Origin of the sequence: Colwellia maritima, from assembly GCF_022669015.1 — a bacterium.
Taxonomy (GTDB): Bacteria; Pseudomonadota; Gammaproteobacteria; order Enterobacterales; family Alteromonadaceae; genus Colwellia; species Colwellia maritima.
In genome coordinates this window covers 671,061-682,524 of the sequence record NZ_JAKKSL010000001.1, presented here as the reverse complement: position 1 = coordinate 682,524, position 11,464 = coordinate 671,061, and the positions used below count along the sequence as shown (strand labels likewise).

Annotated in this window: 10 protein-coding genes and 1 pseudogene; 1 reads left to right on the top strand and 10 read right to left on the bottom strand. The window is 36.0% G+C overall.

Going from position 1 to position 11,464, the window contains the following annotated elements; translation table 11 throughout:
• Positions 1–25: 25 nt before the first annotated feature.
• The 10 genes and pseudogenes from L3081_RS03405 to L3081_RS03360 all read right to left on the bottom strand — a co-directional run bounded on the left by L3081_RS03405 (position 26) and on the right by L3081_RS03360 (position 9,966).
• Positions 26–694: an outer membrane lipoprotein carrier protein LolA gene (locus tag L3081_RS03405; RefSeq protein ID WP_242283483.1), complete on the bottom strand. Its 669-nt coding sequence runs from the start codon at positions 692–694 to the stop codon at positions 26–28.
• Between the two features lie 161 nt (positions 695–855).
• On the bottom strand, positions 856–1,065 hold the full coding sequence (locus L3081_RS28885; RefSeq protein ID WP_420839712.1) for an acyl-CoA thioesterase: 210 nt from the start codon (positions 1,063–1,065) through the stop codon (positions 856–858).
• Positions 1,066–1,143: 78 nt separating this feature from the next.
• A pseudogene (locus tag L3081_RS03395) lies at positions 1,144–2,561 on the bottom strand (HAL/PAL/TAL family ammonia-lyase); the annotation flags it as partial.
• 1,148 nt (positions 2,562–3,709) lie between these two features.
• Entirely contained in the window at positions 3,710–4,411 is a 702-nt protein-coding gene (locus L3081_RS03390) for a GNA1162 family protein (protein ID WP_242283482.1), read from the bottom strand.
• Positions 4,404–4,772 carry a DUF4810 domain-containing protein gene (locus tag L3081_RS03385; RefSeq protein WP_242283480.1) on the bottom strand — a complete coding sequence of 123 codons (369 nt, stop codon included), beginning with the start codon at positions 4,770–4,772 and terminating at the stop codon, positions 4,404–4,406. Before L3081_RS03385 ends, L3081_RS03390 begins: the two co-directional genes overlap by 8 nt.
• Positions 4,773–4,788: 16 nt before the next feature.
• Positions 4,789–5,094 carry a hypothetical protein gene (locus tag L3081_RS03380; protein WP_242283478.1) on the bottom strand — a complete coding sequence of 102 codons (306 nt, stop codon included), beginning with the start codon at positions 5,092–5,094 and terminating at the stop codon, positions 4,789–4,791.
• 11 nt (positions 5,095–5,105) lie between these two features.
• The gene (locus L3081_RS03375) at positions 5,106–6,068 is read right to left on the bottom strand and encodes a CsgG/HfaB family protein (RefSeq protein ID WP_242283476.1); all 963 of its coding nucleotides are present in this window, start codon (positions 6,066–6,068) and stop codon (positions 5,106–5,108) included.
• Positions 6,069–6,731: 663 nt separating this feature from the next.
• A complete protein-coding gene (istB, locus tag L3081_RS03370) occupies positions 6,732–7,499 on the bottom strand; it encodes an IS21-like element helper ATPase IstB (RefSeq protein ID WP_242283474.1) in 768 nt (255 codons plus the stop codon).
• Complete coding sequence (gene istA, locus L3081_RS03365; RefSeq protein WP_242283473.1) at positions 7,492–8,982, bottom strand: IS21 family transposase; 1,491 nt, start codon at positions 8,980–8,982, stop codon at positions 7,492–7,494. Before istA ends, istB begins: the two co-directional genes overlap by 8 nt.
• Before the next feature lie 492 nt (positions 8,983–9,474).
• Positions 9,475–9,966 carry a hypothetical protein gene (locus L3081_RS03360; RefSeq protein ID WP_242283471.1) on the bottom strand — a complete coding sequence of 164 codons (492 nt, stop codon included), beginning with the start codon at positions 9,964–9,966 and terminating at the stop codon, positions 9,475–9,477.
• A gap of 482 nt (positions 9,967–10,448) precedes the next feature.
• Here L3081_RS03360 and L3081_RS03355 point away from each other — a divergent pair, with 482 nt between their 5' ends.
• Positions 10,449–10,997: a hypothetical protein gene (locus tag L3081_RS03355; protein ID WP_242283470.1), complete on the top strand. Its 549-nt coding sequence runs from the start codon at positions 10,449–10,451 to the stop codon at positions 10,995–10,997.
• Positions 10,998–11,464: the final 467 nt, after the last annotated feature.

The following is an 11,464-nucleotide window of genomic DNA, read 5'->3' as shown; positions in this document are numbered from 1 at the left end:
ACATTGCGCAAACCAAATATAGAGTTTATGGATTGATGACAAATTCACGGATATCATCATCTGAAAGTAGTTCAGTGGTTATCGTCAACTCAATTTCAGTCACATTATTCTGTGCATCCTTAATGCTAACAAAACGCTGTGCTTCGTCTTCATCAACACAAACACTCAGCTGAGTGATAGCTTGTGATAAAATCAAATCGTTTGGCGATAACTGCAAGCAGTTTTTTTCATCTAGTGAACTATGCCATTGTGATTGGCTAATGTCGCCCGTAAATACAGCACGTATTAACGTTTCTACACTGGCATGGCTTACCACTACTTGGTAATTAGAGGCATTTTTATCGGTTAGTTGCCAAATTTGGTCATCAACAATCACCAATTTGGAAAATACAGGTGATTGAACGTGCCAAATAACGCTGTTTTGATAAATTTTTAGTAAGCCTTTTGACACTATGGGGTTAGCAAGAAAGCTGAGATGTTTTTTTTGAGTAAAACGCGCAATCCCCTGCTTTATTTTTAACCTTGCAAGAAAACGTTCTAACCGAACATTTGATTCAATATCTGTTTGCTTATCACTGTGACTATTTATACTGGTTGTTTTTTCATTATGGCGGATTTCACTGCTTTCATTTGCCCATGGTGTTACTGAGAAAACAAATAGTGCAAACAATAAAATACGCAATAATAGTGTCATGATTATTGGCTTACATCAGTTAAGAAGGGTGCTAATTTTTCCAAAGAATATTGTCGATTCAAATTGCATTTCATTACTTTCAATGTTCACCGCTACTTGCACAGTATAGGCTTTTGTTAAAATTTGATTTGTTTCCGCATTAAAAATTCTATAAGAAATTTTTAATCGTGTTTCATATTCAACCGCGTTGCTTCAACACGAATTTTATTGCCAAATTCTGCTGATTGTACATATTTCAGTCGCATATCAACGATAGGCCACACATAACCCGAGTCTTCCATATCGTTATAATCGTAATTAAATTTGCGTAATAATTGGCAGCGAGCATCCTCAATATATTTAACATAGTTGCCATGCCACACAACACGCATAGCATCCACATCGTAAAATTGCACATCTATTTCATGGGCAACGGTTAATATACCTTTAACTTTCCTCATAAAGAGTCCGCGTTCGTTCTGAATATAATCAATTGTTTGACGTAAAATCATGTCGGTTGGGCGATCTTCTTCTAACAAATCAAAAAAGCTTGCTATGTCATCAATCATACACTGAACCTCTTGGGTTAATGAATCACGACAAAGTTCAGCATTGAGTATTCTGATACGGATACCTTGCACTGCGGCTAATAACGTTGCCGCTAATACTTGTTCTGTTAATTGCAATATTCTTAAACAATCTCTAGCCGCGATAGTACCCATACTTACTTTGTCTTGATTATGACATTCAGTTGAGCGCGAAAAAACACTTGCAGGCATCGTTAACTTTAATGCTTCTGCCGTCCATGCAGAACAGCCAATTTGAATCGCTTTAAAACCATGATTAATGTGCCTTCTTCCTCCTTGTGATGCGGTTAAGTTAGGTGGCAAACCATTATTCATTTTAATATCAACCAAGGTCGCTATTTGTCTATCCGCTAAATCAGCTAAATTAGCCACACAGTTTTTCATTGAGTCCATTGCCATGGCAATATGACCACCATAAAAATGCCCGCCATGGAGGATATGTTCACCAATGCCATCAATAATCGGATTGTCGTTAGCACTGTTTAATTCATTTTCAATCATACTTCTCAGCCAAGGTAGGCTGTCGGCTAAAACCCCGATAACATGCGGTGCACAACGAATTGAATATCTGTCTTGTAAGCGATGTGAGTTTCTTGGATGTTCATGATGATTCAAATCACCTTGAATCCACTTAGCAATTTGATTTTGCCCAGGGTGAGGTTTCACACTAAATAGAATATCATCAAAATGATTACTATTACCTTTTAAGGCTAAACTTGATAACGCGGTAATTCTCGCCATTAATTTAGTCGAGTATTCTGCACGTTTATAAGCTGTACAGGCCAGTGCAGTCATCACAGCTGTACCATTCATGATAGCTAAGCCTTCTTTTGGGCGTAGCTTAATTGGCGTTAAACCTTCTTGTTCAAACGCTTTAGCTGCAAGTACAATTTCACCTTTATAATAAGTATCACGTTCACCAATCAGTGTGCCGAAACATATGACAAAGGAGTTAGATCACCGCTTGCTCCTACCGAGCCTTCTTGTGGGATAACCGGTAAAATATTACGGTTAAGCAATTCAACTAATAGGTCTAATAAATTCCAACTGACTCCTGAATAACCGCGAGTTAAGGAGGCTAGTCGAGCGGCTAAAATAGCGCGAGATTGTTCAGGTGTAAAAAATTCACCTAGGCCACAACCATGAAAGCGTGTCAGGTGCATAGGTAATTCTTCAATCAGATCATAAGGTACTTCAAACATAACAGAATCACCATAACCTGTGGTTACTCCGTATATGTGCCCTTCTTCACTTAATATTTTTTCTAAAAACTTCACGCCCGAGTCGATGCGCTGTCTAAAGTCTCCTGCTTCAACCATGCAAGAAGGTGTTATCAGACAAAGATAATAAAATTAGCTTGTAGCCCTTGTCAAATATAGGTTTCATTATTTAACTTTATGCTTAATTGTTTCTTTATTTTTGTTTAGGTCACCACATAGGTCACACATTTATAGACTTTAGGTATTTAAATATAAAATATATTGAACATTGTTCTTATGCTTATTTAATCTAAAGAAAGAAGGTAAGTATCATTCTGTCAGAGCTAAAAGAGCGAAGAAACTCATTTAAATGATACAAGGGTGGACTGATTACCTTAATAGATTAAAAAGCAATAATCCAAAGTGTTAAATATCAAACAGCACCACTCGTAAAGTTTGGTGCTTTTTTGTATCTACTGCTCAATAGTTATGTGTAGGTGTATGTACTCATAAAAACCAGTAGATATGACTTTTAGTTGTACTTAACACTATTTTACTATCAGCTTATATAAAACTACGGGGGGATGGTGAACCACCTATGTGGCTTAAAGGAAGTACTTGTGTGGTAAAAAATGCAGACATACTTTTACATAGCGGTCTGTGTATGGTTATGCACTTAATTGGGAATGTGCCTAATTAGCCGTTATATAAAGTTTAAATTTGTGAGATTTCATAATAACTATGAGTATATTTCTTAGCTTTATTCTGTGTTAGTAATCAAGTCAGTGGTTGCTATAACGCCCACATGTTCTTCCTGAGTAGATAACAAAACAAGGGCAGGAGTAACCGTTGATTACCACTTAATAATTTTGGATTAATCGTAATTATTATTTGATAGCCGGCCTTTATTATTTCGACTTTAATACCCGCATAACCGACTTTGCATACATTACCGTCAAGGAATGCTTTATGACTTCAATTAGCCATAAGTCGGAAGTTACGGCTTAGTTTGAAAAGGAAAACTACTACCACGTAGAACGATATTTAGACAGAAAATCATCTTAATAGATAGTCCTTTCAGCCAACAAAAAAGACTTAAAGTGATACCCTAAGAATATAATAGTTAGTAGAAATATACCTAGTATCCACTAACTATTATAAAAAATCGCATGATTCCTTCATTATTTTGGGGTTATCATTCATCCACTTTTATAGGACAAATTTCTAAATAACCATTTTTTGCATATGGATTAGGTTGTAGTCTTTGGAGCAGCACCTTCTGGACAAACTAATGTTTGTTGATCTTTAAGGTATAACGGATGGTATGGACCAAAAGGAATTGGACTAACAAAGCGATAATTAGCTTGTCTTGCATATTCAGTGTAATCAGCTACCGCTGATTGAATTGCTGTAGAAATTAAGCTTACAACTGCCCCTAACGGACTTCCTCCTCCATCACCACCGCTCAGGTCAATCCTTACATCTCCACTAGATTCCCATAACGTCTTAGATGTCTTCGTTGACTTTATTTCAAACTCAATTGATACAGTTAGGTATGAAGTAAAAACCATATAGTTAATGTCCCATTTTACAATCTGGGTGAATAAAACAGCATCTGCCCCAAAATACTCATGAAATTTATCCAAAGGCATATCGTAAACTAGCTCTGTATCATAAACACCTTCTTGTTTTAATATTTCAGAAACTAGCTCATACGGAAAAGTATAGTACCCCTTAAATGCGATAGGCATCTCTATCGTTGTAGCATAATAATCTTTAGCATCAGCAGCTGTACTTAAATTGATCGGAGGCATGATCAATAATGAACGAGGTTTCTCATTGTACATTTCTGGGAATACTTCAATTTTAGGTAACTTTTTTGGGGGGCTCACACAACCAGACACCATAACAACAATCAAAGTAACCAATGCTATTTTTATCTTGTTAATCATCATCACTTCCCTGCACTTTAATTTTACTAATCAAATTATTCATAAATATAACAGATTCAGGGTATATACTCTTTTCTAGCTCAAAATAGCTAATTGCAGTCCTTGAATCATTTACCTTTAAATAAAGATAACCTAAATTGGCATACACTCCCGGAGGAACTCTAAGACTTTGTTCACCTGAACGCTGAATAACATCCTCTAATGTTACTTTCCATTCTTTCAAAGAGTTTTCTCCCACATCTCTTTTCATAGTATAGAATGTTTCAGAATACTCCCCGTATTCATACATTGGCTTAACTTTATTGGCACAGCCTGTAGCTAGTAAAGCTGCACACACAACCATCAATAATTTAGTTTTCATTATTTCTCCTTTATCTCTATTGTGAGATATTAAATTCTTTAGACTGACCATCACCCAGTAGCACAATCCTATCTACAACGATAACACCTGCCTTACGAACAACAACTCGCTGCTTGCCTGATGCGACCTTATATACATTACGCTCACCTAACTTATTAACTACAAAGGGTTCTCCACCCCCTACGGTAGCAGAAACACCTTGTGCGTTACCCGTAAAATAGACAAAAGAAGACTGTTCTGAGCTACGAACACCTTCGGTATAACCACAGGCCAAAAGAGTAGAAGCCAATAGAAGAGCTAAAGAGAATTTTAAAATTTTCATACAATAATCCTTTATTTACTTTCTTGAATGTAGAGTGATGTGAAATCACCAGAAGTAACATACTCACTAAAATCACCAGAAACTACCTCTGCTATGGAAACTTCACTTTGGGGGGTATCTCCCATAGACATTAACACTTCGATGTCACCAATGGATTTCCCTGGTAAAGTTATATACATGCCTGTTTGAGGATTTTTAACTTTCTTTCCTGACTTATACACAGTGAACTTAGAGCCCTGCGAAATATTCTGAGACTTACCACCAGAAATAATAAGGTTACCTTCGTCCTCTGATAATACATATGAACGCCAAGGCTTATCTAACATGTTCTCTATTACATTAGAAGCCAAGTCAGTAATCGCAGCATCAAGTACTTTATCGTTCAAAGAGCTATCGTAACCGACTTTATCCCCAACCCCCATGACAGTCCCTGCCTCTGAGAAGGCTACACCTTTACCTGACTCCGAATAAATTATTTGACCTGACGACACATCAATCAATCGGATATGAACTGTAGCATTTGCTTCCTGTTTTTTTACTCTCGAGAAAACACCAACATTACTTGTATTCTTACGCCCAAACTCAGAAATAGACCCAACAATCAAAAAGTCAGCCGCATTTTTCATGCTAGAAGTCTCACCCATCGATAATTCTTTTTCTATTTGTGCTAAATCTGCTCGCTCAAGCATAATGAAACGCTCAGTATCAAACAATTTAGCAGATAGGATATCCATCGCCTGCTTACCAATTCGGTCATTATTTTTGTCAACGAAAAAACTTTGACCATACTTAGTTTCATTAGTAAAACGACCGATAGCCACTTTACGCTTTAAATATTTTTTATTGATAACTTCCTGTTGTAACGTCTTGCTTACAGCAGAGTTATTATTCTCTGTATTGCTTACACTTGAATCTTTTACGGTTGCGCACCCCGTAAAGAGTAATACAGAAGATATTATTAAGAGTTTATTCATACATACATTCCTTAGTCTGCTTCAAATTAGTTCCATAATTAGAACTAATGATATATTCTGCCTAAATAAAAGTAATAAGTATAATGGATTCGTACTTAAGTTGATGTAAATCATTAAAATAAATGCTTTATCTGGTTCTTATTACAAGCTCAATATTAGTATGGGCATAGACCACTTTATGCTTTAGCAATGTATGACATAGCGGCTTATATACAATGCTAATATCTGCACCAAATTACACTACAGATTGGCTTGTAATGAAACTAGACACATAGTTATGTTTGGTAATACCATAGATCCCCTAGTTCAAATAAGTACCTACAGTGATCATCCAAGGCTGTACTCATAACTACGTACAATATCCACCACTCACCCGTAAACTCTTAACACTGACCGTCGCACCATGAGCAGAAATTGAGCAAACAAAAATACGAATAAGTGAGCTTGCGCAGCAAGTGAACGTAATGAGTATTGTAGTGAAGCGAAATGTTCTGTGAAATGGATGCGTAAGGTACAGTGTTAAAAAAGCCAAATGCTAATGAATAAAAATAAAAAACTTATACTTACTACTCTGTATATCAGCTGCTAACGGTATACATAACTACGGATATATCGAAAGAATGGATTACTATATTAGACGTCAACTAACTTGTCCGGTCGGCGTCAATTAACTTGGGCGGTATTTGAGTTTATTTTCATTGCTTGTTTTTTACGGTAGCTTTCTCCTTGTATTTGGTAGATATCACTGTGATGTACAAGTCGGTCTATAGCTGCAACAGTCATCATGTTGTCACCGAATATACTATCCCACTCACTGAAAGCTTGATTTGATGTGATCAACATACTGCCTCGTTCATATCGATGAGCAATCAATTCAAATAATACCTGACTTTCACTATCATTCTTCTTCACATAGCCAATATCATCCAAGATCAATAGCTCATATTTATCGAGTTTTCTTAAGGCATCATTCAAACCTAGTGTTTCTTTAGCACGTTGTAATTCTTGTACTATCGTCGTGCTAGTACTGAACTTAACTCGCACCGACTTTTCCAGTAATGAGTAACCTATCGCACACGCTAAGTGAGTTTTCCCTAAGCCACTTGCCCCAAACAGTAATACATTATGACCTTGTCTAACCCAATCTATTTGATTCGTTTTTTGTTTGATTTGTAGCGATGTTACCCCTTCGATTTCGTCAAAATCATATTGATGAAGCTGCTTACCTACGGGTAATTTACTCTCTTTAAGAAGCCGCTTTAAGCGACTCTCATGGCGATGATTCGCTTCAAGTTCGCATAACTCAGCAAGAAACAACTCAGGCTCCCATTGCTCTGACACGGCCTTTTGAGCGATAACTTCCCATTCTTTGGCTATCGCACTTAAGCGCAGCTCTTTCAACAATATTGGTAAGCTTTGAATGTTAGCCATGCATACCTCCAAGCAAGCTATCATAATCACTTATGTGATGTTGATGGCTGACAATATTAGGTACTGTAACCATACTAGGGCCAAACAATTTACGACACATATCAATCGATATACGTTTGCCTTGCTCATGGTTTTTCAGTACATAGCGGCCAAGGGCGTCTTCGCAATGATAGTTATGAGCGAGTAATAATAGATCAACCATATATCGGCAGTCTTTGTCACTAACGTGCTGCGCGGTTAACTGCTGCCACAATAAACTGAAATCACCTTCTGGTATTAAGTCTTCTCGTAACTGTGAATATTTGAAGGCATTGGGCTTTTTCGCCAGTGAGTGGATCACATGTTTATAGTCTACCGCGCGTGCTCGGTGCCCTTGGGCATAAATTCTGGGCAGTGATAAAGTCTCTTCATGACCAAGAAATAAAGCGAGCCGGGTATCATAAATATGAACCAGTAAACGATGACCAATAAGCCTGGAAGGTACGGTATATGTCACTCGTTTGATGCTGATAGTGCTACTGGATGTGACCTTAACATATTGCTCACTAAAATCGTTAGTACGGCGTTTTGGTAGCGCGGTTAAGTGCTTGCGCTCCTCATCAAAGCGTGTTTTACATTGACGATTGATTTTGGCGACAATTAGATCTACAAACGATTGATACTCGGTAATTGTCGCGAAGTCACGACTACCGCGTAAACGCAATTGCTGATCTACTTTTTGTTTTAAATGGCTATGAGCCACTTCAATCGCACCATTTTCATGCGCCACACCTTTATTATTGCGAGTCGCTATAACGCCATAATGTTTGCATAGTTTTTGATAACGTTCGGTTAAGGTTTCTTGTTCATAATGGTTATTGAATGCGGCACTTAAGCTATCCGTTCGATGTGTCTGTGGTACGCCACCACTGCGCCAAAAAGCATTTTGTAAGCCTGTGGAAAGTGACTCAAAGCTTTCTCCACTAAAGACAACCTGAGCATACGACCAACCACTAAACACTAACTTGTAATGAAAAAGTTTATGCTCAAAGGCTTCACCGGCAATGCTAATATTGAGCTTATTCATCCAGGTGTAATCCGATATCCCCATAAATCCTGGCATATACTTTTGACGAAAGATGACTTCTTGATCTGGCCCTTCAGTGGCTAGCCATTTTTTGACTCGACGTTGCAACGTGCGTAAATGGTTACGGCCGAACTTACCCGGCATAACGTTATCTAGCTGATCTAATAACGTTACAGGTTGAAGCTTAGGATCTGCTTTAAGTAGTGGAATAAGATGTAGTTCAAAGGCACCATCAAGGGGATCTTTTCGGGTTCGATATGCTCTAGGTTGCTTTGTTGTTGAATGTTGCCCTGTATCAATGCGACTGGCTGTGCGCTCTGACATCCCCGCTTGGGCGGCAGCTGTTGTTTGTTTATGGTCCTTACGATAAGACATATATAAATTAACCTGTTGTTTGGTTATGGGTTTTCCAGACATATCTTTCTCTGTTGAATTTGATATATCTGAAGTGTACCAAAACCAGACAAGCTAATTGTCGTGAACCGGCCAAGCTAATTGTCGCCTAATATTACTAGAAGCAAATCTACTAGTGTATTGAGTGACAACTCACACAACAAGCTTAAGCCCCATATTTACCCGTAGATTTGATGATAGGTAATCATTGATACTAACTACTGATAGTTAGCTACTGGTTATCAGCTTATCTAAAGATATTCTTATGGTTATTGTTCAGCAGACCCAAAACTACAGTTTCCTATTGGTTATTGAGTATCAGTAGCTATGGGTAAAGTAGGTAATAATATTGATAGCACCACACATACACGTAGTTAAGCTGATACACGCTTAGCAGACCCAAAACTACTGTTTCCTATTGATTATCGTTAGCGGCTCTTATAACTACTGCGGGGTATCTCTTAGTCCTGTATTAAATGCATGATTACTATCTTGTATAATATGTAATTAGTAGGGTTATGATTTTGATGATAGTTCTTTCCAGATGCTTACAACTTCTTGAAAGTCGTTATGAGGAATAAAAATGTATGGGTTAAGCATATAAATCCCTGGTTTAATTTGTTTCAAAATGCCTTTGGTCTCAAGCATTTTTCTATTTCGATTTTGGCTCATCTTAGTTTTTATGTTTTGATGCACTAAGTTACTCCTGCTCCTGTCTAAGATAATTAGATTTGGATTTTCGACTTTTCGTTTGTTATAGTGATTGTGCATACTTTGAGCTACTAGAATATCTTTTAAATCAACAAATAAGTCTTGTTGAGCTTTTGATAATTCACTGAACACTTTAAAAGCATCAACTACTACTTCCTCAGAGAATTTTGTTGTTGAAAGCCCATTACCTACTGTAATATAAGGCGGAGTTTTGCTAATTTTCTTTTTTTGATAAGTTGTAACAAGTTGCTCTCCGCGCTTTAAACTACTCACATTTTCTTTTAACTCGTTGTCCATAGACCCTCCAAATTATATAAAAATTATAGACTTACACACAAAAAACCTATAACCCTCATATACAAAAACATTATAAGTCACTGATTTAATAGTAATTATTATATTTATTTAAATAGTTAAAGAGATAAGGTAGTTAAACAATAGGTGTCTTTCTGTTTATTAAGGACAATAATTATTTTTTTCCCTTCTTTAATTCTTAATTTAATAACTTTAAAAATTTCTTTATATATATATATCTTTCTTTCTTTATATATCTCTTTTTTTATTAATATAGACTCTAATAAATTACTTTATTCTTTGTATACAAGTAGTTAATATAAATACCACCTATACAATTAATAGTTTATATAATTATTTACTATCAATAATATAGTTTTCATCAGTTTAAACACGAGATTAAATATGGTAAAAAAGCCTATTTATATATATTAAAAACACTTTTACTATATATTAGATAGCTTTTAAGAGATGAGGTTTGCTATATGAGTCAACAAAATAAGAATAAAAACGCTACTACATCAAAAAATGAGTACTGGAGAGACCCTAAACCTGCATACACAATGATTGGTACAGGGCAAACGACTAAAATGTTTCCTTCTGGAACAATTGATACTCTTTCTGTCATTGGCAGCCTAAATGAATCTCAACTTAAAATTTTTTTATATTTTAGAGATATGATAAAAATTAATAATCAGTTGGAATCAAAGTACCCTGATTCAAGAAGAAATTTAAATGAAGTCAGCCTTATATTGGACGACTCTTACACCAAAATGATAAAATCTCTAATGCAGCGTAATAACAACGTAAAGACACTAGTTGACAAGAATATTTTAAAAAAAGGGAAAAAGAAAAGTTACATGATTAACCCCTTCCTTTTAATCCCAAATAGAGAGTTCAAAAGGCATCTTGGTTTATGGCAATATTACCAATCAATAGACGTAGCTAAAGGAAAAACCTTAGATAATTTATTAGTTTACTTCGAATTAACTCTTGATGAATCAATCAAAAATATGGATGTGATAAATTTGTAAGCTACTTAGATCACGATGATATCAACTCCCTACGTGCTTTAAGCCACTTATAATCATCATAAGCGGCTTTTTCCTTGTTACTAACAATATGGTCCTAGTTGAAATTTTATTAGTTTAATATCTAACCTACAGAGCTCTATAGCAAGTACTTAAAAACTAGAACGAAATCCATTAGATAATTTAACCGCCAATGTTTAAATCACTGTTACAAACATTAAGCTATCAATGGAGTATTTTTATATCGTGGTTCAGCCTTTAGGGTTAATATAACGATGATTTAAAGCCATAAAACCTTTGAGTAATACCAATCTTCACCAAGACTTTAAATCACTCCTTTTCAACGAAATAACCTATACGATCTACAGTAGATTTAATAACTTCTCACTAACGGCTTTACCTGTAACCTTAAATAAAATTATGGGGTTCTGATCAGTATGATCAGGTTCGATTAATTTTATATGAGGTAT